This is a genomic window from Hyalangium versicolor, assembly GCF_020103695.1.
In the GTDB taxonomy this organism is placed as follows: Bacteria; Myxococcota; Myxococcia; order Myxococcales; family Myxococcaceae; genus Hyalangium; species Hyalangium versicolor.
Genome location: NZ_JAHXBF010000028.1, coordinates 1 through 21696, shown reverse-complemented (window position 1 = coordinate 21696; position 21696 = coordinate 1). Strand labels below are relative to the sequence as shown.

Sequence of the window (21696 nt, the reverse complement as noted above, 5' to 3'; positions counted from 1 at the left end):
CTCCGGCGGCGGGAGCGAAAGCTCGCTCCTCACCGCGTCGCAGTCCGTTGCTTGCGCTCCTCGCTCCCGGAGAACAGGGTCTTGAGCACGCGCCCCGTGGCGGTCTTCGCCTTGCCCACCTCGCGCGGCGGCCCCTCGGCCACGATGCGACCACCCGCCTCGCCTCCCTCGGGCCCCAGCTCCACCACGTGATCCGCCGCGGCAATCACTGACGGGTGGTGCTCGATGACAACGAGCGTGTCCCCGCGATCCACCAGCCTGCCCATGAACGTGATCAGCCGCTCCACGTCTCCCAGGTGCAGGCCCGTGGTGGGCTCGTCGAGCACGTAGAGCGTCGGCTCGTGACGCGAGGTGGCCGTCAGCTCCGCAGCCAACTTCAAACGCTGCGCCTCCCCGCCCGACAGCGTGTTGGAGCCCTGCCCCAACTGCAGATACCCCACGCCGAGATCCGACAGGCACTCCAGCGGCGCGGACACCTTCGGCAGCGCGCGAAACACCTCCTTCGCCTCGTCCGCGGACAGCCGCAGCACTTCGCCGATCGTCAGCCCGTGGTAGCGCACCTCCAACGTGGCCGCGTCGAATCGAGCCCCACCGCACACCTCGCACGGCGTCACCACGTCCGGGAGGAAGGACATCTCGTGCGAAATGGCGCCCTGCCCCTCGCACGCCGTGCACCGACCTCCGGCCGCCGTGTTGAAGGAGAACCGCGCCGGAGCGAAACCCCGGATCTTCGCCTCAGGGGTGGCGGCGAACGTGCGCCTCAACTCATCCCAGATGCCCAGGAACGTCGCCGGCACCGAGCGCGGCGTCCGGCCGATGGGAGACTGGTCCACCGCCAGCACCCGAGAGACTGCCTCCGCGCCATGGAGCGAGTCGAACGGCCCCGGCTTCGGCGCCACGAGCCCCAGCTTCTCCCGCAGCGCCGGATACAGCACCTGACGGATGAGCGTGCTCTTGCCCGAGCCCGATACTCCCGAGATGACGTTGAATCGCCCCACGGGCAGCCGCAGGTCCACACGCTGGAGGTTGTTGGCACGAGCCCCCTTCAGCTCGATCCACCGTTCAGCCTTCCCCCGCGTGGACGGCGGCCGGACCTGGGAGTCCCTCAGTGCCCGAGCCGTGGGAGAATCCTCCCGCTGGAGCACCTCTTCCGGCGGGCCCTCCGCGAGGATGCGCCCACCACCGCGCCCACCCGTAGGCCCCAGATCGATGAGGTGATCCGCAGCCCGGATGGTATCCGTGTCGTGCTCCACGACGAGCACCGACGAACCCGTGTCCACGAGCGCTCGCAGATTGGACAGCAGCCGGTGGGTGTCTCGCGGGTGGAGACCGATGGTGGGCTCGTCGAGCACGTACAGCGCACCCGTCAGCCCTGCTCCAAGCTGCGCGGAGAGACGCAGCCTCTGCATCTCTCCGCCCGAGAGCGTGGCCGCAGCTCGGTCCAGCGAGAGATAGCCCAGCCCCACACGCTCCAGGAACTCCAGGCGGCGGACGAGCTCCTGACGCGACGGCTCGCCGATGAGCGCCCGGTCCCCACGAAACTTCCAGCCCTGCACACGCGCGAGCGTGGCCGTAACGGAGTTCTGCACCACCTCGTGGTAGCGAGCCCCCTCCAGCCGGACCCCTCTCGGCACTGGCGCCAGCCGTGAGCCCTCGCAGACACTGCATGGCTCGGTGTGGCCCTCGGCAATGGCCTCGGCGCCACCCTCCACGCCCGTGCCCTCACACGCCTCGCAGCGGCCCTGCTTCGTGTTGAAGGAGAACCAGCGCGGATCCAGCTCCGGCACGGCCGTCCCACAGCGCGGACAGGTCCGCTCCGTGGACAACAGCGTCTCGCCCTTGCCTCCCCGAACCTTCAGCGCCCCCTGTCCCCAGCCCAGTGCCCGATCGAACACCGCCCGAGACAGCTGCGACAGCTTCCCCTCGTGCATCACGAGATCGATGTCGTGCTCGCGGGTCTTCGTCAGGCGAGGCGGGTTGTCCGTGTTGGCCAGCTGCCCATCCACGATGGCCGTGGTGATGCCTCCGCGAGCCGCGGCGGCGAACAGGTCCAAGTAGGTACCTTTGCGCGCACGGACCGCGGGAGCCAGCACCGTGCCCTCTCCCTTCATCCCCGTCAGCTGCGCATACAGCGCATCCGGCGTGGTGGAGGCAATCGGCGAGTCATCCTTCGGGCAGTGCGGCAGCCCCAGCTTGGCGTAGAGCAACCGCAGGTAGTGGGCCACCTCCGTCACCGTGGCCACGGTGCTCGTCGCGCCCGCGCGAGAGGTGCGCTGCTCCAGCGCCACGGTGGGCGGGATGCTGCTGATGCGCTCGACATCCGGCCGAGGCATTGTCGGCAGGAACTGGCGCGCGTACGGAGTGAGCGTCTCCAGGAAGCGGCGCTGGCCCTCGGCGAAGACGACATCGAACGCCAGCGAACTCTTGCCCGAGCCGCTCGGCCCCGTCACCACCGTCATCTTCCCCAGGGGAATCCGGCAGGAGATCTCCTGGAGGTTGTGCTCGCGAGCGTGCTCCACCTCGATGGCCGGACTGCCTGCCCCCGCTCCACGAGTCTTCGCCGGACGCCGGGTCGCCGCGCCCTCGCCCCGCAGCGCCGCCGCCGTGAGCCCGGGGCCACTTGCCACATCCTCAGGAGTACCCTCGGCCACCAGACGCCCGCCATGCCGACCTCCGCCCGGGCCCAGATCGATGATCCAATCCGAGCCCCGCATCACCGAGAGGTCATGGTCCACGACGATGACGCTGGCGCCTCGCTCCACCAGCGCGTGCAGCGCATGGAGCACATGGCGCACATCGGTCTCATGGAGACCAGCGCTCGGCTCGTCGATCAGGAACAGCGCGCCCTCCGTATCGCCAGCCAGCGCCCGAGCCAGCTTCAAGCGCTGCGCCTCGCCACCGGACAGCGTGGACAACGGCTGCCCCAGCGACAGGTAGCCCAGACCGAGCTTCGCCACAGGCCCCAGGGTGCGCCGAAGCACGGCATCTTCGCTGAAGTGCTTCAGCACCTCGTCCACGGTGAGCTCCAGCATCTGCGCCACGCTGAAGCCCGCGTGCTGGACGGCGAGCACCTCTTCCTTGAAGCGGCGGCCCCGGCACGAGGCGCAGCGCAGCGCCACGTCCGCGAGGAACTGCATCTCCACCGTCTCGTAGCCCTCGCCCGCGCAGGCCTCGCAGCGCCCCTTGTCCACGTTGAAGGAGAAGTGCGCGGCCGTGAGCCCCCGCACCTCCGCCTCCGGTTCGGCGGCGAAGCGCTCGCGGAGCCGATCCCACGCCTTCGTGTACGTAGCGGGGTTTCCACGCGAGGTGCGTCCCAGCGGCGACTGATCCACGAAGGTGATGGACTTCACCGCCCCGGCACCCTCCACCGCATCGACCTGGCCGGGAGCCTCCACATCCTTCTCGCCCAGCCCGCGCGCCAGGTGCCGGTACAGCACCTCGTCCATCAGCGTGCTCTTGCCCGAGCCGCTCGGCCCCGTGATGGTGCACAGCACCCCGAGCGGCACCTTCACGGAGAGCCCCTGCAGGTTGTGCTCGCGGGCATTGCGCACCCCCAGCGCTCCCGAGCGCTTCCGAGGCGAGCGCGACGCTCCCTCGCTGCCAGCCAGCAATTGCCCCGTGGGCAGATCCGTGCGCTTCGCCAGCGCCTCGGGCGTCCCATCGAAGCACAGCTTCCCGCCGTGCTTGCCCGCCCCCGGCCCCAGCTCCAGCACGCGATGGGCGGAGCGGATGACATGCGCGTCCTGCTCGATGACGAGCGTGACGTTGCCGCGATCGGCCAGCTCCGCCATGGCCTCGGTGAGCGGCCGAACGTCACTGGGGTGCAGGCCCACGGTCGGCTCATCGAGCACGAAGAGAGCCCCCGTCAGCGACGTGCCAAGCGCCGCCGTGAGCGACACGCGCTGCGCCTCTCCGCCCGAGAGCGTCCGGGCCGGCCGGTCCAACGTGAGATAGCCAAGCCCCACACGCACCAGGTAGTGCAGCCGGTTGGCCAGCTCCTTGCGTGCCAGCTCGCCTTGCCCAGTGGTGGTGCGCAGGGCCTCCAAGCGCTCACAGGCGTCGGACAGTTCCAGCCGATGCCAGGCCGCCAGGTCCAACCCACCCACACGGTACGCCAGCGCCTGCTCGTTCAGCCGAGCACCCTTGCAGCGCTCGCAGAGCGAGTAGGCCCGATAGCGCGAGAGCAGCACACGCACGTGCATCTTGTACGTGCGGCTCTCCATCCACCGGAACCACGCGCGCACCCCGGGGTACGCGCGCCCGCCGTCGTAGTCCCCCTCCCCCTCCAGCACCATCTCCCGCTGTGCTGGAGTGAGCGAACCCCACGGCTTGTCCAGCGGGATGCCCATGGCCCGGGCGTACCGGTGGAGCATGTTCCGCTCCCAATCCGAGGTCTTCCCCGTCCACGTCCGTATGGCCCCCTGCGCCAGGCTCAGCGAGGGATTCGGGATGACCTTGTCCCAGTCGATTCCAATGGTGCGCCCGAAGCCTCGACACGTGGCGCACGCGCCCGTCGCGGACTGGTAGCTGAAGAGTCCCGGCCGAGCAGGCTCGAACTCACGAGCGCACTTCGGGCACACGAGCCCTCGACGGATGCGCTGGGTCGCCCCATCAGGGAGGAACACCCGCGCCTCGCCCTCGCTGCGGGCCCACGCATCCTCCAAGGCCTGGGTGACGCGCGAGAGCTGCGAGCCCCCCAGCTTCACTCGATCCACCACCACCTGCGCGATGCCCGCCGAGTCCGTCGCCTCGCTCGGCCGCAGAGACTCCAGCTCCCGCACCTCGCCCTGCACGAAGAGCCGGTGGTAGCCGTCCTTGAGCAGCCGGGTCCGCACATCGAGGAACTCCGCCGTGCCGGCAATCCGCACCGGCCACGTGAAGATGGCCTGAACCTCCGGGTGCGCGGCGATGACCGCGGAGGCAGCCACCCGCGCATCGGTCCGCACGGCCTCCACGCCGCAATCGGGGCACACGGGCATGGCCTCGCGGGTGAAGAGCGCCGAGAGGTAGGCCTCCACATCCGCCAACGTGGCCACGGTGGAGCGCGAGCTCTTCACGGGGGCACGGCGATCCACCGCCACACCGGCCGCCACGGGCTCGAGCGTGTCCATGGGCGGCCGTTCCAGCCGCTCGAGGAACTGGCGAGCATACGGGCTGAAGCTCTCGACGAAGCGCCGCTGTCCCTCGGCATACAAGGTGTCGAGCGCCAGGCTCGATTTGCCCGCACCGGACACTCCCGTGATGCAGACGAACTCTCCTTCCGTCAGGTCGACGGAGAGGGACTGGAGATTGTGGGTGCGAGCGCCAACGAGGTGCGTCTTGTGCATGGAGGCCGCGTCATTTAACGGCCAGATTGGCTCTCGCCAAGCTTATCCTATAGGTTGGATGTCCGAGGGGACGGTGGCACGCTTGGCCCCTCGTACCACGTGGTCTCCGGCTCCCGGACATGGAGTGCCAGCTCCCGCTCCATCCGTTGGAGAGCGGCGTCCTTTACCTCGGCGTACCGGACGGAGACCCGGTCCGGGCTCCACTCGAAGTCGACGCTCCCCTGGCGCAGGAACTCCGCGAACGCGTCCAGCAGCGGCAGCCCCGCGTCGTTCTCCACGAAGAGGAACTGCCCGGCCTGGTTCACCTCGAGGAAGACGCAGCGGCCATCCGGCCGGACGATGAAGTCGAAGCAACCGAAGACGATGTCCAGCCCCTGCATCAGCGCGAAGCACTGCTCGGCCACCTCGGAGGGGAGCTCGAATGGCTCCATCCTCAGCTCGTCCGGGTCGGCCCGGCGCCAGTCGAGCCGCCCCTCACGAGTCTCCTGCGAGCACAGCTTCGCCGCGAACGCGCGCCGTCCCATCATCGTGACGCGCAGCTCGTACGCCTTGGGCACGAGTTCCTGGTAGATGCCGGGCACCATGGACAGGAGCTCATCTTCGATGAGCTGTGCCTCGGTGAGCCGGCTCGTATACGTCATGTAGTACTTCGCGTCGTCCCGCCACGCGGTCATCTTGAAAGGCTTGTAGGCAATCTGCCCGCCGTGCTCTCGGAGGAAGGCGCGGATCTCTCGCGGATCATTCGTGTACACGGTGTCCGGAACCTCCAGGCCCACCTCGAGCGCGAGCTGGTGCTGCCGGAGCTTGCTGGTCCGCTCGACGGCGCGGTGGGGATTCACCCAGAAGGCCTCGGGCGCGAGCGTGTCGAGCAGCGAGCGCCGGAACGTCCTGCACCCCAGATCCACGTACTCATGATCCGCGGGGTGGATGCGCTGGGGATCGATCACGACCGCGGGCCTGCGGTTCCACACCGTTCCAATCCGCTGCTCGGAGAACTCCAGCTCCGGGCCCCGGACATGAACCGAGCGGCATCCCTTCTCGAAGCGCACCGTCTCGGTGGCGCGCGTGGGGAAGTCCGCGGTGTGCCAGAGCAGGCAGTCCACGCCCTTGCGGCGCAGCGCCTCGGCGACGGCGGTGGCGTGGATGTCATTGGGGCGAGAGAGGAGGAGAACGGTCTTCATGGCAGGGGCTCGTGCAAGCGGTGGGGATGGCACCCGGCCGGAGAGAGGGCGCGCTCTCCGGCCGGATGTCTGCAAGGAGGAACAACGACTCTCAAGGGCGCAGGCCCTCAGTCACCATCGGTCTGGTCCGCACTGCCGCCGGTGAGATCCGGGTGACCATGAGGATCCCGGGTCCGCCCACCGGTCGCCTGCGCAACCACCAGCCCGGGGTAGCCACCCCGCACGCACTCCAGCTCCTCGGCCAGCACGCGTCCGAGGACACGTCCCGGCTGCTTCCCCTCTGCCTTCAGCTCGCTCTTCTTCATGTGACGCCTCCGTGTGTCAGTGGCTCCGCCATGGAGCCATGAGGGACTACGGAGGCACCGCGAGAGTGGATGGATCGCGATACAGCACCGCGCCCCGATCGCCCCCCTCTCGAGGCACGGAACCAAGGCCTGCCCGCGCGCCACCCCTGCGAAAAAGACGAGGGCCGTCACGCTCGCCCGTGACGGCCCCCGGAACTTCGTCAACGTGTCTCGCCGACTCGCCTAGTAGTAGTTGTAGGACAGCCGCGCGTAGAAGTACCGGCCCATGTAGTCGTAGGTCGAAGCATCCGAGGACGCGAGGAAGCCGTTGTACACAACCGCCGGCTTCGCATCGAAGATGTTGTTCACGCCGATCTGCGCCCCCAGGGTGCCCAGCTTCGTCTCGAAGTCGTAGCCCACGTTGGCGTCGAACGTGTAGTAGTCCTTCACCGTGCGGGAGATCGGAGCCGAGGCCCCATCCACTTCCTGGCAGTCGTTGTTCTGGCACTCCTTGAAGCCGTTGACGAAGCGCATGTTGACGGCCGCGCTGGCCGCGTCCCGGGCCCAGCTCGCCCCCAACATGCCCACCCAGTCGGTGTGGACTTCCTGGAGATCGTAGTTGCCCTTGGCCTTGAGCACCCGGCCGTTCGCCAGCGTCCGGTCGAACTTCTGCAGCCACGTGGCGTCCGCGCTCAGGCCCACGCGCCCGAACGGCGTCTGCGGCGAGTAGCGCAACGAGATGTCGATGCCTCCCGTCCGGTCACCACCCACGTTGGTGAGCGGATCATCCACGAAGTTGATCAACCCGTTGGCGCTGCGGTGAACCTTCTCGCAGTATTGCGGCGTCACACCATTCGCGGTCGGGTAGCAGTTGTTCAGGATGACGTCCGTGCCCAGCTCGGTGATCGAGTCGTCCACGGCGATGTTGTAGTAGTCCACCGTGGCGGAGACATCCTTCAGGAACTGAGGCTCGAAGACGACGCCCACCGTGAGGATCTTCGCCGTCTCGGGCTTCAGCTTCGCGTTTCCGCCCAGCAGCGTCCTCTGCTGCAAGCGCGGATCCGAGAGCCCGTCCGGCACACCCTGTGCGTCACAGGCCTGATCCAACGCCGAGCCCTCGGTGCGAGCGTCACTGGCACACGGATCCTTCACACCCACGAAGCTGTCGGTCTGTCCCAGGAAGAGCTCGTTCACCGACGGAGCGCGGAACGCGGTGGACCACGTGGCGCGCAGGGTAAAGTCGGGGATGACGCTCACGCGGGTACCGAACTTGTACGTGAAGTCCGAGCCGAAGGTGTTGTAGTTGAACGCGCGCGCGGCGCCGCTGACTTCGAGCACGTCCCGCAGCTCGCCCGTCTCGGAGTTCGTCTCGCCCAGCACGGGGACCGAGAGCTCCATGTAGCCCTCGTTCACGTAGTAGCGACCCTCCGTGGAGGCAACCTTGTTGCCCGTGGTGTCACCCGCGTTCGTGATCGGGTCCGGGATGTTGGCGCCTCCCTCGCGGCGGTGCTCGTAGCCCAGCGCGAGCCCCGCGGGACGCGCGGTGGGGCTCACCCTGAACAGCTCGCCGCCCAGGTTCGCGGTAATGGACGTCTGCTGGGTGAAGCCGCGAGCCGTGCCTCGGAAGCTCAGGTAGTTCACGGCCTCCCGAGAGATGGTGCCGGGGCCGCCCAGCAGGTTCAGCGGGGAGCACCCGCCTCCGATGGGCGCCTCCGGAGTACCGCACACGGCCAGGCCCGTCGACGGATCGATGAAGCTCGGTCCGAGCGCGGCCTGCAGCCGGCTCACCTGCAGCGTGCCCTGCTTGGTGTCAATGCCCTGGGTACGGCCGTAGTTGTAGGCCACGTCCCAGTGCCAGTCCTTCAGGGGACCGAAGTCCTCGTCCAGCTTGCCCTCGAGCCCGGTGACGATGCGGAAGGTGGTGATGTCCTGCTGGAAGTAGCGAGGGCCGAACTCAGTCAGGCGGCGCAGCACCTCCACGGTGTCTGGAGTGAGATCCACCCCGAACGGGTTGTAGATGCTCGCGGAGGAGATGGTCAGCCCCTCGCCCGCGGTGCTGAGCGGCTCGGGCGCCAACTGCTGGGACGACTGGCGGTTGGTGTACGAGGCCTCGAAGAAGGCCCGCGAGTTGGTGCCCAGTCGCACTCCACCGGTGGAGTACATGTGGGCCCGCTGAGACGGCGTCACCAGGTAGTTGATGGGCTGGTAGTTGTACAGATCACCCCCCGCCTCCGGCACGCCCGAGAGATCGAACGGCCGGTAGCCATCCGCGCCTCGGATGAAGGCGTCATCGTCCGGGTAGCGGCTGAGCAGGTCGTTCCATGTCGCGTTGCCGTTCACGCGGTCATAGATGAAGAAGGCGCCCTCCGGGATGTACACGCTGCCCGACGTGGAGACCTTCCGGGACTGCCAGTTATAGGTCCGCGCGAACTCGCTGAAGCCACGATCGCCGGCGAACACGTCCTTCTGGGTGTAGTAGCCCGCGGTGAAGAGGACGCTGCCACGCTCGGTGCTCTGGCCCGTCGTCAGGCTCAAGTCATACAGCGCCCCGTCCCCGTGCGAGGAGATACCGGAGAAGGCGCGCAGCTCGGTGCCGGAGAAGTCCTTGCGGGTGATGATGTTCACCACGCCCGAGATGGCGTCCGAGCCGTACACGGCCGAGCCACCGTCCTTGAGGATCTCGATGCGCTGGATGGCGGCGGTGGGAATGGCGTTCAGGTCCACCGTGGCGTCCGCGCCGGTGCCGCCGGCCACGTGGCGCCGGCCGTTGAGGAGCACCAGCGTGCGCTCCGCCCCCAGGCCGCGGAGGTTCACGCGCGTGGAGCCGTCACCTCCGTTGTTGTACTGCGTGTTGATGGCGTTGGACTGCTCCGGGAGGTTCTGGAGGATCTCACCGATGGACGTCTTACCGGTCTTCTCGATCTGCTGACGATCGAGCACGGTGACGGGAGCGGCGGTGGTCAGCTCCTTGCGCGGGATGCGCGAGCCGGTGACGACGATCTCCTCGACGTACTCCTCCTCGGGAACCGGCTCCGCGGCCGCGGGCTTCGCGGCGGGCTTCGGCGCGGGCTGGGCCTTTGGGGTGACCGGAGCCTGGGGCTGCGTGGACTCGATGGGCTGCTGGACGGGGGCGTCCGCTGGGGGCTGGGCCTGCGGAGCGGGCGCCGGGGCAGGAGGTGCCGCTTCCTGCGTGGCCGGAGCCGGGGCGGGCGCCTCCTGCGCCACGGCCGTGCCTCCGGTCCCGGAGACGAGGACGGCCAATGCCAGAACCGTGTTCTTGCGGGTGGACTGCTTCGACACCTTGGACCCCTTGCTGGTGTGGACTCGAGACATGGATGGCTCTCAGGGACGACAGGATTAGAAGGGCGAGAGGGTGGGGACGCCCTTCGAGCAGTTGGGATCCGTCGCCTTGTCTGCAGCCACGGCCTCGCAATAAGGCTTCATGCAGTCCACCCAGGCCTGCCCGGACTCGACGCACCCTTCGTACTCGGCATTGCAGATGTTCGAAGAGTTCTTGTCCCAGCAATCCAGGTGCGCTTGGAACTGGGCGTCGCAGCTCTCATGGTCCGCTGCCTTCGCGCGGACATTGAAGTCTTCGACATCCGCGCAGAACTCAGGGCAGTCGACATCCACCGCGCGCTCCGAGATATCGCACGCGTTGGCGTTGCCACAGACAGCTTCACACTTGCTGGAACACCCGGTGACGAGGCCCATCACAGCCAACAGACCCGCGGTCAGAACCACAGCTCTCACGCTGACACCCTCCCAGGAGACTTGTCCGAAAACGGACAGGCATGTTGACGATCCATTCACCTAACGTCAACCAAGGGCATCCCATATCGAGAGGTATTGCCCCCGACGTGGGATGTCGCTTTCTCCCGGGCGGCCGCGCACTCCGGATCAGGTGATCAGGTAAAGAAGCGGCGCAGGACGGAGATCATGGACACCACATCCGAGGCGGCGGCCAGCTCGCGGATGGAGTGCATGGAGAGCATGGGGCTGCCCACATCCACCGTGCGGATGCCCAGCTCCGCAGCGGTGATGGGGCCAATGGTGCTGCCGCAGCCCAGATCCGTGCGGGTGACGAAGTGCTGGGGCGTCACCCCAGCCTCTCGGCACAGCGCCGCGAAGTACCCCCACGTCTCCCCATCCGTGGCGTAGGACTGGTTCACGTTGGACTTGATGACCGGGCCGCCGCCCATGAGGGGCTGGTGGCGGGGCTCGTGGAGCGAGGAGTAGTTGGGGTGGACGGCGTGGGCCATGTCCGCGGAGACCAGGTACGAGTGGCGGATGGCGCGGTGGAACGCATCCCCGCGTCCATCCGAGTGCCCCAGCACCAGCCGTTGCAAGCAATCCCTCAAGAAGGTGCCGGCGGCGCCTTGGGAGCTGCGGCTGCCCACCTCCTCGTGATCATACAGGACGACCCCCCAGGTAGACTCGCCCGCCTTGTCCGCCGCCAGCAGCGCGCTCAGGGCCGAGTAACAACTGGCCAGGTTGTCCAAGCGCGGTGCGTGGAGGAACTCGCCATGAGCGCCCGAGCGCGATGAGGGCTGGGTGTCGTAGAGGGCCAGATCATAGCCGAGAATGTCTCCCGCCTCGGCGCGCACACCCGAGCGGGACAGCTCCTGGACGAGCAGGGAGCGCAGCTCGGCCGGGCCCGCGCTCTCCAGGCCCAGGACGGGGACCATGTGATCCTGCGCGTTGAGCTTGAGCCCGTCCGTGTTGACGGTGCGGTTGAGGTGGATGGCCAGGTTGGGCACGCGCAGCAGGGGCCGACGGAAATCCACCAGGTGCGACACGGGGCGCCCCCCGGCCAGCGCCACCACGCGCCCGGCGAGCGACAGGTCGCGATCCAGCCACGTGCTCAGCAGCACGCCTCCATAGATCTCCACGCCGAGCTGGTGGTACCCGTGCTTGGCATAAGGGGCGTTGGGCTTGAGGCGCAGGTTCGGCGAGTCCGTGTGGGAGCCCACCAATCGGAAGCCCGCGCGATCCACCGGTGCCGTGCCCAGGCGGAACGCGGCGATGCTCGTGTCGCTCCGGATGACGTACACCCGATCTCCGGGCTGCAGGGACCAGGGCTCGCGCTCATCCAGCTCTCGATAGCCCTGCTCGCTCAGGCGTCGGGCCGTCTCACGGACCGCATGGTAGGGCGTGGGCGAGGCGTCGATGTAGGCAAGAATGTCCTTGGCCGCAGTGTCGATGTCGATGGGGCTCATGGGGGACGCAGGCTAGCGCTCCCGTGGAGAGCGGCCACGGGAAACCGCTGCGCGGTGTTCAGCCCTGGCTGCGGGACTGTGGCCCCTGCGACGTGGGCGGCTCGATGGCAGTGCCCCGACGATGCGTTCGGGGCGCATCCAGGAAGGTGCCGAGCAGCACCCAGCGTCGCGCGGCCTCTTCTGCGCCAGGCCGGGCCACCAGCGGCGTGGTGTAGTGCCAGAAGGGCAGCCGGTACACCGTCACCCCGCCCACGGTGTTGACGCTGGAGATCTCCGTGAAGTGGCCGCCCTTGGCGTAGACGAGCCACTGGTGCGCCACGGCCGGCGTGGCCAGGGTGATGTGCATGTCCACGTAGCCGTCCCGGGCTTCGAGATCCTCGGGGTGGTGATCATTGTGGGGGCCCGTGTAGTCCCCGGGCCCGTAGCACAGCACCTGGATGCCCCAGTTCCTCTTCAGCGCGCGTCCGCTCACGGCGGCGGCGAAGGCGCCAAAGCTCTCCGAGCGCAGCATGCGAGTCAGCCCCACTCGCTCGGCCGCGCTCCACGAGCGGGAGCGCCGACTGCCGAGCAACGCGGTGCGCACGCGGACGGACTTGGGCAGCAATTCCGAGTAGTTCTCCGTCATGCCCAGCAGGCTCTCGGGAGGGATGGGATCATCCATCTCCGTGAGCGTGCCCCGGAGTTCCTCCTCCAACGCATTGCGGCATGCGGCGGCCTTCTTCGGATCCACGACTCCGGAGAGAGAGATGAAGCGCTGGGGGGGCACTCGGAGCAGTGCGCCACAGGCTTCCGCGTCTCGACCTTTGAGAATCCGGAGGCCACGCGGGGTGAGAAGATCAGCGAACTCTGAGGGAAAAGAGGGCATGCAACTTTCACTCAGGCTGTCAGATAATGACCCGTTATGTCGACCTCCGTCGACGTAAGAAATCTTCGTTGGCTCGACCGAGCGCGCGAGGGTACTTCTTCATGAAGCAACTCGGCTGACGCCACGGCACGCACCACCGCGCCAGGTCCCGTCAGGACGAGGCGCTACCGTGCTGTCCCAGACAGGGCAGCCTACAAATGTTCCGGGTCCGGGCGCCGTCACCCGATGAGCTGCCCGCGTCTCACCGCGAGGACCCATCAGAAAGCCGCAGGAGTCTCACCTCCTGACGTGCCTAGGGCCCCGGTGGAGTGTGTCTGCACTCCCCGGGTCACCCGACCTTTTACAGGCCGGTAGCGAGGGACGCTAGATCCGGCCCGCTTCCCGCATCAAGAAGAAAGATCCGAGGTGTCCAGTGAGCTCCCCGGTGCGTCGCTGGACGCCGTCGCACAAGTGCGAGCTGGATCCGCCTTGCGGGTGCTGGTCGAAGCGGCGTTGTGGGCGGTGCAGTCGCTGGGTGTGCATCGGGCATCGCATCGGCCGTCTGTGCTACGAGTGCGCTCCGCCCCCGCGCAGTCCGTTGCCTGTCCTTCCAGGCTCGCCCGAGGGTGGGCCCTCGCGTGGACCTGCTGGAGGTAGTCCAGAGTGACGTGGGTGTACAGCCTGGTCGTCGTCAGCGACTCGTGCCCCATCAGTTCCTGGATGAACTTGATGTCCGCGCCGTTGTGGAGCAGGTGCGTAGCGAAGGCATGTCTCAACGTGTGAGGTGTGAGCTCCGCTCCGGCCGCGCGCGAGTGTTCCACCACGATCAGCCGGATCTGGTGGTCGGTCAGGCGGCGCCCCCACTCCCCCACAATGAGCGCGGTCGCGTGCACCGCCCTGTGCTTCGAGCGAAGCTCCTCGCGACGCTGGAGATACGCAGCAACCGCCCGCGCAGCCACGGCGTTGATGGGACAGAGGCGCTCTTTGCTTCCCTTCCCCATCACACGGACGATGCGCTCCCGCAGGTCCACATGCTCGATGTCCAATCCCGCCACCTCCGAGACGCGGAGCCCACCGCTGTAGAGCAGCTCGAGGATAGCCCTGTCACGTAGCCCAAGCGCTGTGTCCGCCGCCGGCTGCTCGAGGATGTGAGCTACCTCGGGGACGCGGGGCACACTGCGCTCCCTCACTTTGGGCGCGACCACCCGGGCGGCTCTCGCGGGGCTCGAACTGATCACCCTCTCGCGCACGAGGTAGCGGTAGAAGGACTTGATGCTTGCGACGTGCCGCGCGCGGCTCGTTGGAGCGAGCTCCACCTCCATCGACGCGACGTACTCGAGGACCTCGTCGGACGTCGCTTCGGCGAGAGACCTCCCCCGCGAGCGCAGATGCGCATCAAAGCGCCCGAGGTCCACCAGGTAGTTCCTTACCGTGTGTGGGGACAGTTGGCGGATGGTGGTGAGGTACCGACGAAACGAGACGAGGAGAGGATCGAGGCTGTCCATGCGACAGCCGTACGTAGGCGAGCCAGAGCGGCGTGCAACCTTTCAGGTAGGAAGCAGCGCTCCTCACCCGCGAGCGTCCGCAGGGCTCTCCCTCAGCCACACCACGACGACGGCGAGGTGCCCGGTGCTCGCATAGAGCCACTCCTGCCCGAGCACCACGTAGGACTTTGCGCCGACCACCTGCACGACAGCCCCGGCATCAGGCAGGGGCTCCCGGCTATAGGGGCGCGTCCACAGCGGAGCGCCACCATCCACAGCGAAGTGCACCTCGAGTGGCATAGTCCCTCGCGCTCGGCCGGAGTTGGCACCTTATGCCTGAGGCGGCACCTGCGTGTTGGGCAGCTGCTTGTGGGCCCAGTCGATGACGATGCCACGGCCACCAGCCACCACCATCTCGATGGGACCGCGCGCGGCCGACTTGAGCAACGGGTTCACGTCGAGCTGGTCAAAGGCATCCAACGCCGCGCTGCTCACCAAGTCGTAGCACTCGCCCACGAGGGCGATTCCCTTCTCGGAGCCCAGCCGCTGCAACACCTCACGCAGGACAGGCACGTTGACTCGAGCCATCTTCTTGCCACTGCGCGGACTGCCTTGGGTGCCCATACGCTCAACGCCTCCAAGAGAACGGAGCGGCACCGAGAAAACTGGAGCCTGCATGGCAACCACTGCCACCAGGCCCCCACCCACCAACCCGCCGCCCACCACAAGGCAAACTTATCCCGGGGTGTTTTATTTCGTAATGTCCCCAAGGGTAGGGTGGCAGGCCAGTGAGTCCTTGCTGACTGCTACAGGCCTGCCACCCTCTCAGGCGTTACCGCTTCCCCACCCGGGAGGGGGTGCCGCTTTGATCTGTGGTTGGCGCACCAACCATGCGCACCAACCATGAGACATCCGACTCGATGCGGGCCAGGCGCTCCGCGTTGTCACGGTCACGCTCGGCTGCCCGCTCGAGCTTCTGCATCAGCTCGGTGTGAGCCGTCTGCACAGCACGCTGCTCCTCACCGTGGTTGAGAGCCACCATGCCGGTAGCGCCCCCTCCGAGCGCTCCGAGCATGGTGCCTCCCACAATCACCACACGCAGCACCTTCTCCCGTACCCCGCCACGCTCCGCCATCGGTACCGCCTCCATCACCGAGCGCGTGGAATTACGCGCTCGGAGTCTTCATCACCGCGAGCGCGGGGGCCTGGATCGGCTCCTCCATCTTCACCACTGGGGCGCCAACCCCCTCGTGGAACCAGGTGCCGGGCTTCACCTCAGAGCTGAAGGGCACGCGCTGGAGCTCCACACTGGACTCGTGCGGCACGTCCGCCATGGCGAAGTGCACCGCGAGCGTCGCGCTGTTGTCCTCGTGGAGCTCCACCACCACCGCGGGCCGACGCATGCCCGCCGAGGGCCCCTTGCTGATGACGTACTCAGCCAGGCCCAGATACACCCCAGCGTGGATCGCGCGGGAGCCTGCCTGCGGAGCGTGGCCCCCCTGCATCATGATGGGCGGCGACGCCAGGCCATACAACTCCCGGTCCTGGATGAACTCGGCCAACTGAAGGAGGAAGGCGTCTCGCTGCGCCTCTGGGACGCTGCAGAGATCCGCCACCAGGTGCTTCGTCTCCATGAGCGCAGCGGTGAGCGCGCTGTAGATGACGTAGCGGACTGACTCCGGGACCTCCTCGAGAACCGCCACCTTCTCTGCGACCTTCTCCGGCGACCACAGGGACGCGTGGAGGAACTCCAGCGGCGCGGCCGACGGAATCGCCGCCACCACTTCGGAGACCAGGCGTGTGCTCACGAGCTTCCAGCTGTCGACGAGGGCGCGCGCGCTCACCGTCGGCCGCTGCTCCCACTCCGCCTGGAGAACCTTGGCGTCCTTCGGGTCCATCGTGGCGGAGCTCGCACCCTCCTGGGGCTGCTCCCTCTTCGCCGCGGACACCACTGAAGACGCACCACTGCCCGACTGCTTATTCACTCTCCCACCAGCCATCGCCCACCTCACCCATACAACGAGAGAGCTCCAGCATAACGTGTCTGGGATTAACGCGCTCGCCCCCGGGTTCAGTGCCCGGGCGGAGGTGACGGGCGTGGCGGACGGGCTTGATGCACTCCAGGCAGCTCTGGACGAGTTGGGTGAGGATGCGCGGTGCACGTTGGAGCTCCGGTTTGACCCTGCCGGAGCTCGACAAGCTGTTGAGCCCATTCGGCTGCTGCGTCGTGACGTGCCCCTCGAGCTCCAGGTCCTCGACCACCTGGCGGCACTGAACCTGCCCACTGGGGACTACTCCCTCCGGATCCGCGAGAAGGGCCGTCACGTCAGCCAGGCCACGGTCTCCCTGCGGGTGCGCGACGCCAATACCGCAGTCACGACCGCCGTCACGCCAGCCGTCACGCCCTCCGTCACACCGCCGGTCGCCCCAGCAGTCGCGCCGCCGACAGACCTCTTCCGAGAGGTGACGGAGCGGCTGATCCGCGAGGCCGTGGAGAGCAAGCTCAACCCTCCTCGCGAGGAGTACGAGGAGGACCCGGAGGAGGAGGGGGACGGGGAAGGAGCCTCACCGCTCGCGACCGGGCTTCTCGGTCTCCTGGAGAGGGCCATCCAGTCCCCGGTGCTGGCCCCAGCCGTGGCCGAGCTCGTGGAGAGCGTCGCGGACGTGCTCAAGGTGCGCGCGCGCACCTCGGACGCCAAGGCGCGGCTCTACGAAGCGCGGGCGGCTCGAGCTGGTGCCGCCCCTCGGCAGGAGCCCGCCGAGGAGGGCACTCGCGGGAAGGTTGTGGGGTTCCGGAGGAAGGCGACGGTGGGTGCGGGCGGGACAGAGGGCGGCGGCACCCATGGCACCGAGAGCTGACACCATCTCGCGCGCAGGCCACCGGGTGCGCCGGGAGCCTCTGCTGCCGGGCACCGAGGGCGTCGACAGGACGCGTGCGCGGATGCTCGAGCTCATCCGCGAGGGGAGCAAGGACCCGGAGGTCCAGGACGAGGCCAGACGCGCCGCATTCCTCGCCCGGCCCCACGACTACCACGGCGAAATCCAAGCTGTGTGGGACTACATGACTGGGCTGGAGGCGGCACCGTACCGCCTGGACCCGGTCGACGCCGAGCTTCTGCAGGGTGCGGCTGTCCCGTCGAGGGGGCGGGACTGCGACTGCGCTGTCATCAAGGCGGGAAGCCTCTTCGAGGCCATCGGGCACCCTGTGTTCGTGATCATCGGCGCGCGGCGCGCCCCTCGCCCCGGCGAGCCCGTTCGCTACAACCACACTTGGCTCGAAGTGTGGTGCCGGTCCTGCGGTCAAGTGCACTCTTTTGACCCAGTCCTGGATCTGCTCCGCCCTGCCGAGCGGGCCCAGCTCGGCGACGTCCTCCCCCACGCAGTCACGAGGAGATTCCCTGTGTCCCTCTCCACTCTCGGTTACACCGAAGGAGCCCCCCGGCGCGCTCGTCGACGTGGTGGCGCTCGCCCCCCTCCGGGCCTCTCCGGCCTCGGCGGCTTCTCGCTCAAGAAGCTCGCGAAGGGAGTTGCGAAGGTGGCCACCAGCAAGGTTGGCGGCGCGATCCTGAAGAAGGCCATCAGCTTCGTTCCCGGTGGGTCGGCCGCCCTCACCGCCATCGACGTGGCCTCCAAGGGCGTGAAGGTCATCAACGCAGTGAAGAAGGGTGGCGTCGGCGGCCTGGCCAAAGCTGCGGCGCCCATGCTCCTGGACAAGGTCGCGCCCGGCCTCTCGGCCGCGGTGAAGTCCAACCCCATTGCCCGGGCGGTGTCGACGGCCGCGAAGGCTGCGAGCCCCAAGCCCTCCACGGCCAAGGCGCTGAAGGCCTCGACAGCTCGCACGGTCTCGAAGCCCGCCGCCCCCAAGGCTGTTGGCGTCAAGCCGAAGACGCTGATCGCCCGCGCCGCTGCCGCCGCTGCTGCTTCCTCTGCGGCTGCGGCGCAGCCGACACCTGTCTCCGTCGCGCCCCACCCCTCCTCCATGCAGGAGGAGGCGTCGGCGTTCGTCAGCCCTCCGGAGGACGCGGAGACGTTCGAGCCGGCTGCGCCCGAGGATGACGGCGCCTCCTACGAGGAGGCCTCCGAGGACGCAGTCGAGCCCCAGGGTGAGGAGAGCCTTGATGCGGGCCCTTTCGACGACAGCTCCGCGGCGGAGGAGGAGTGATGGCCGCCCGAGTCGTCGCAAAGGTGGCGCCTCCCGTCGCGGCCGCCACGCTGAAGGCTGAGGTGAAGCCCCTGCTCGAGCTTGCCCAGAAGGTGGTGAAAGCCGCCAACGAGGCGGGCGGGGAGGACTCTGTGAAGAAGGCGGGCATTGGCGCCGCGGCCACCTACTCGAAGACGGTGCAGGACTTCGCCACCAAGCAGATCGACGAGGTGGTGGCAGGCCGCCTGCCCGTGGCGAAGTGGCGGGAGAACCTCCAGCTCTGGCTGAAGCAGGGCCAGTCCCAACTGAAGGACGCAGAGGAGCGGAGCTCGCTCTGGTACCGCGTCTCCCACGCCGTGGCGGGCAAGGTGGAGCAAGGCGTCACCGCGGCCGCCGACAAGCTGAAGGAGCTCAAGGCGAAGGTTGCCCAGCTCACCAGCATGCGCGCCGAGCTCGACAAGCTCCGCGCTGGACTGAAGGGCAAGAAGCTCTCGACGCAGGCCTCGGACACTCTCTTCGGGGCCCCGGCCTCGCGCGCCGAGGAGACGTGGAAGCAGTTGGGGACTGTTATGTCCGCACTCGAGAAGGGAGCGAGCCTCGTCACCGGGCAGTCCACGCTGGGAAGCCCCCTCGTGGTCGGCGCCGGGGCGGCTGTCGCAACCGTGGCCGTCGCAACCTCGCTGGCTGCGAGCCTCTTTGCCTACTACCAGAATGCCACCGAGGTGGCGCGCGCCGAGGTGGCCAAGCAGGAGCTCACGCTGGTCCAGCAGGGCAAGGGCGCGGAGGTGAAGGAGCTCCGCACGCTGCGCAATGAGGCGGACAAGGTCCGCGCCGAGTCCAACGAATCCCCCTTCAGCGCCCTCGCGACGGCCGCTAAGTGGGTCGGGTTCGGCCTGGTGGCTGCGGGCCTCGCCTGGGGAGCTCGCGAGGTGGCCCGGGTGGTGAGGGACAAGGAAGCCGAGGCGCCCCGGCCATGAAGATTCCTCACGCGCTCGCGCAGCTTGGCACCGTCCTCGAGCTTCGCGTCGAGAAGGACGGCAAGCGGTCCACCCTCTCGTGGCCCAGAAAGGGCCTTTGGCTCTGCACGGACTCGACGCAGAAGCGCTTGTACCTCGTGCCAGCTCCGAAGGCGGCACCGGGGCCTCTCGCGGGCTCCGCGAAGCGGGCTCTCAAGGGCGTCGCCCGAGCGTACAAACGCTGGTCGGAGTTCGAGGCGGGCAACGTCACCCCAGCGACCGTGGAGCTCGGCGCCACTGAGGACCGTGGGTGCGTCGCGTCCATCGCCTACCGCTCGGACAAGTGGAGCGGGCGCGCGGATGACTACGAGCACGACTTCAAGGGGCGCCCGCGGCTGTGCTGCGTGGGCTCCGTCTACGTCATCTCCGGTGGGGGCTTCTCTGTCACCCCCTCCGGGATCCGAGGGTGAAAGGGAGCCCATGAACCTGGAGAGACAGAAGGAGCTGATGATCGTGAACGGCACCAAGAAGAAGAACAAGAAGAGGGCGGCGACGGCCAAATCGCGCACCTCAGCCACCCCGAAGAGGAAGCGCCGGAGCCGACAGGCGGCGCCGCCCCCTGCCCCCCGGCGGGCCCGGGCGCGTCGACGCAACCCCGGCGTGGACGTGGGAGGGACCCTGGTGGCCGCGGGCGTCGGCATGGCGACGGTCGTCGCCCTGCAGCCCCTGCTCCACCAGGTCACCACGCGGGTGTCGAACCGGATGGTGCGGGCCGGGCTGCGCACCATCCTCCCGGCCGGGGCGACGATGGGACTGGGCCTGTTCCTCAACCGGCTGAACCCGAGTGCGGGTAAGGCGGTCGCGAGCGCTGGCGCCGCCCTCGCCGCCCTCCACGGGCTGAGCGAGCTCGCCAACGGCGCCGGGCAGCCCGTCGGCGCTCTCCAGAAGGTGGGCTACGCGCAGCTCGGAGCGCCGGATGATGTCTACATCTCCGGCGGCCAGGTCTACCGCATGCTGCCTGACGGCACCTCTCAGCCGATGTACGCGCTGGCCGGGGAGGCCATCGAGCTCAACCTGGAGAACGGTGGCACCGAGAGCGCGACGCTGCTGGGTGACCTCGGAGAGAGTGAGGTCCTCGTGATGGACCAGCGAGGCAACCTCCTGGCCCTCCCCAAGGGCGACAGCTCTGGCGTCGAGGGCATCGAGCAGGCCGACCTGAGCGGCGGCTCCTTCGAGGTGGCGGACGACCTCGGCGACATCGAGGCCGACGAAGGCCTCTCCGGTGAGTCCGAGAACGGCTGGAGCGCCTGACGGGGCGACAGCCACCGCATTCCAGGACGCCTGGGGAGGCCGGAGCTTCGGCCTCCCGCCTCCCCAGGCCTCCTTCACTTCCACCGCAGCACAGACGTTACTCGAGGGTTGAACCATGGCACAGCAGAAGGGGCAGGGGCAGGGGAAGCAGCGAATCAGCAACGCGCAGAAGCAGATCGAGAAGCTGCGCAACGTCGCGCCGGCGCGGCTGCACGCTGCGTTCCGGATGACCGGCAACGTGAACAGCAACACGGCGTTCGGAAAGTTCAACAACGGGCAGGTCGACATCTTCAAGGAGGCGTCGGACTTCCCGGTGCGCATCGCGGAGAATGCGTACAACAACTGGCTCGCCTCCGGCGCCAAGCCCGTGGCCGACGTCTACCCGAAGGCCATCGGCCTCTACGTGGGCGAGCGTTTCCCGGGAGTGCTGCCCATCAAGGCGATCCTCGCGGAGCACAGCATCCTGACGATCCAGCTGCCCTCGGGGGCGAAGGTCATCAAGCAGCCGTCGCTGACCATCCCGGCGGGCGTGGGCGTCGAGACGCGGTACGCCACCGCGGACTCCGCGGGGGCTGACAAGAAGCTCAACGAGACGTTCGGCCCGATGAGCCCCGTCGGCCTCTTCCAGGTGCCGGGCGACACGAAGTTCAAGGAGGACCAGGCGCTCCAGGCCATCCTCACGATCGAGGCGGCCGCGCTGGCCGAGATCAACGCCATCAGCACCGCCCTGCCCTCGGCCGGGTGGATCCTCGGTGTCGAGATCTACGGCGAGATCGCCCTCAAGGTCGGCACCACGCGCTGAGCCGGCTGAGCGGCCGCGCGACCCAGGCAGGGCGGGCTCCTCCGTGGCCCGCGCTGCAGCTCCCTCGGTGCCCGGTGAGCCGGGCGCCACCACACTCCAACGAGGCACCTGTCTATGGCAACCACGCCGACGCCCGCCCCCCGCACT

Annotated in this window: 17 protein-coding genes and 1 pseudogene; 6 read left to right on the top strand and 12 right to left on the bottom strand. The window is 68.2% G+C overall.

Annotation, left to right across the window (positions count from 1 at the left end):
* Window positions 1-29 precede the first annotated feature (29 nt).
* The 12 genes and pseudogenes from uvrA to KY501_RS42100 form a co-directional block, all read right to left on the bottom strand.
* Window positions 30-5327 carry an excinuclease ABC subunit UvrA gene (gene uvrA, locus KY501_RS42155; protein ID WP_224369731.1) on the bottom strand — a complete coding sequence of 1766 codons (5298 nt, stop codon included), beginning with the start codon at window positions 5325-5327 and terminating at the stop codon, window positions 30-32.
* A gap of 47 nt (window positions 5328-5374) precedes the next feature.
* Window positions 5375-6508 (bottom strand): MvdC/MvdD family ATP grasp protein, encoded by a 1134-nt coding sequence (locus tag KY501_RS42150; RefSeq protein WP_224369730.1) that lies wholly within the window; start codon window positions 6506-6508, stop codon window positions 5375-5377.
* Window positions 6509-6615: 107 nt separating this feature from the next.
* Window positions 6616-6813: a hypothetical protein gene (locus tag KY501_RS42145; RefSeq protein WP_224369729.1), complete on the bottom strand. Its 198-nt coding sequence runs from the start codon at window positions 6811-6813 to the stop codon at window positions 6616-6618.
* Between the two features lie 222 nt (window positions 6814-7035).
* Window positions 7036-10125 carry a TonB-dependent receptor domain-containing protein gene (locus KY501_RS42140; protein ID WP_224369728.1) on the bottom strand — a complete coding sequence of 1030 codons (3090 nt, stop codon included), beginning with the start codon at window positions 10123-10125 and terminating at the stop codon, window positions 7036-7038.
* A gap of 24 nt (window positions 10126-10149) precedes the next feature.
* On the bottom strand, window positions 10150-10545 hold the full coding sequence (locus tag KY501_RS42135; protein WP_224369727.1) for a hypothetical protein: 396 nt from the start codon (window positions 10543-10545) through the stop codon (window positions 10150-10152).
* Between the two features lie 155 nt (window positions 10546-10700).
* Window positions 10701-12011, bottom strand: coding sequence for a M18 family aminopeptidase (locus tag KY501_RS42130; protein ID WP_224369726.1), 1311 nt, complete (start codon window positions 12009-12011; stop codon window positions 10701-10703).
* A 58-nt stretch (window positions 12012-12069) separates the two neighbouring features.
* On the bottom strand, window positions 12070-12876 hold the full coding sequence (locus KY501_RS42125) for a hypothetical protein (RefSeq protein WP_224369725.1): 807 nt from the start codon (window positions 12874-12876) through the stop codon (window positions 12070-12072).
* 596 nt (window positions 12877-13472) lie between these two features.
* A pseudogene (locus tag KY501_RS42120) lies at window positions 13473-14360 on the bottom strand (tyrosine-type recombinase/integrase); the annotation flags it as partial.
* 63 nt (window positions 14361-14423) lie between these two features.
* Window positions 14424-14639 carry a hypothetical protein gene (locus KY501_RS42115; protein ID WP_224369723.1) on the bottom strand — a complete coding sequence of 72 codons (216 nt, stop codon included), beginning with the start codon at window positions 14637-14639 and terminating at the stop codon, window positions 14424-14426.
* Between the two features lie 30 nt (window positions 14640-14669).
* Window positions 14670-14963, bottom strand: coding sequence for a hypothetical protein (locus tag KY501_RS42110; RefSeq protein WP_224369722.1), 294 nt, complete (start codon window positions 14961-14963; stop codon window positions 14670-14672).
* Between the two features lie 208 nt (window positions 14964-15171).
* Window positions 15172-15474 (bottom strand): hypothetical protein, encoded by a 303-nt coding sequence (locus KY501_RS42105; protein WP_224369721.1) that lies wholly within the window; start codon window positions 15472-15474, stop codon window positions 15172-15174.
* Between the two features lie 31 nt (window positions 15475-15505).
* On the bottom strand, window positions 15506-16324 hold the full coding sequence (locus tag KY501_RS42100; protein WP_224369720.1) for a hypothetical protein: 819 nt from the start codon (window positions 16322-16324) through the stop codon (window positions 15506-15508).
* A gap of 55 nt (window positions 16325-16379) precedes the next feature.
* Here KY501_RS42100 and KY501_RS42095 point away from each other — a divergent pair, with 55 nt between their 5' ends.
* The 6 genes from KY501_RS42095 (at window position 16380) to KY501_RS42070 (ending at window position 21549) form a co-directional block, all read left to right on the top strand.
* On the top strand, window positions 16380-17198 hold the full coding sequence (locus KY501_RS42095; protein WP_224369719.1) for a hypothetical protein: 819 nt from the start codon (window positions 16380-16382) through the stop codon (window positions 17196-17198).
* Entirely contained in the window at window positions 17182-18501 is a 1320-nt protein-coding gene (locus KY501_RS42090) for a hypothetical protein (protein ID WP_224369718.1), read from the top strand. The genes KY501_RS42095 and KY501_RS42090 overlap by 17 nt, the downstream gene beginning before the upstream one ends.
* Complete coding sequence (locus tag KY501_RS42085) at window positions 18501-19457, top strand: hypothetical protein (RefSeq protein ID WP_224369717.1); 957 nt, start codon at window positions 18501-18503, stop codon at window positions 19455-19457. The genes KY501_RS42090 and KY501_RS42085 overlap by 1 nt, the downstream gene beginning before the upstream one ends.
* Window positions 19454-19906 (top strand): hypothetical protein, encoded by a 453-nt coding sequence (locus KY501_RS42080; protein WP_224369716.1) that lies wholly within the window; start codon window positions 19454-19456, stop codon window positions 19904-19906. Before KY501_RS42085 ends, KY501_RS42080 begins: the two co-directional genes overlap by 4 nt.
* A 10-nt stretch (window positions 19907-19916) precedes the next feature.
* Complete coding sequence (locus KY501_RS42075) at window positions 19917-20747, top strand: hypothetical protein (RefSeq protein ID WP_224369714.1); 831 nt, start codon at window positions 19917-19919, stop codon at window positions 20745-20747.
* A 115-nt stretch (window positions 20748-20862) separates the two neighbouring features.
* On the top strand, window positions 20863-21549 hold the full coding sequence (locus KY501_RS42070) for a hypothetical protein (protein ID WP_224369712.1): 687 nt from the start codon (window positions 20863-20865) through the stop codon (window positions 21547-21549).
* Window positions 21550-21696 lie beyond the last annotated feature (147 nt).